This is a genomic window from Chryseobacterium mucoviscidosis (assembly GCF_002177115.1).
GTDB classification, from domain to species: Bacteria; Bacteroidota; Bacteroidia; order Flavobacteriales; family Weeksellaceae; genus Chryseobacterium; species Chryseobacterium mucoviscidosis.
The window spans coordinates 1-279 of record NZ_MVAG01000076.1; the positions used below are offsets into that span (position 1 = coordinate 1).

General features: G+C 48.0%; 1 protein-coding gene. It reads left to right on the forward strand.

Annotation, left to right across the window (positions count from 1 at the left end; all coding sequences use genetic code 11):
• Positions 1–279: helix-turn-helix domain-containing protein (locus B0E34_RS22695; protein WP_228423011.1), on the forward strand; the 279-nt coding region annotated here is incomplete at both ends.

Below are 279 nucleotides of genomic sequence, written 5' to 3' on the forward strand. Positions count from 1 at the left end.
CCGCCATTCGTCCCAATTCCTGGAGGAGCTGATCTGGCAGGCGGGCAATGGCGGACGGGATCAGGAGATGAAGCGGATCATGGATCTGATTCAGCGCAATTACAACGAGAACATTAAGCTGGAAACGCTGGCTTCGATATTTAATTACAACAGCGCTTACCTCGGAAAAATGTTCAAGAATACGACCGGGGAATATTTCAATACGTATCTCGATAAGGTCCGGATTGACAAAGCCAAAGATTTTTTGAAGCAGGGCATGAAGGTGTATCAGGTCGCGGA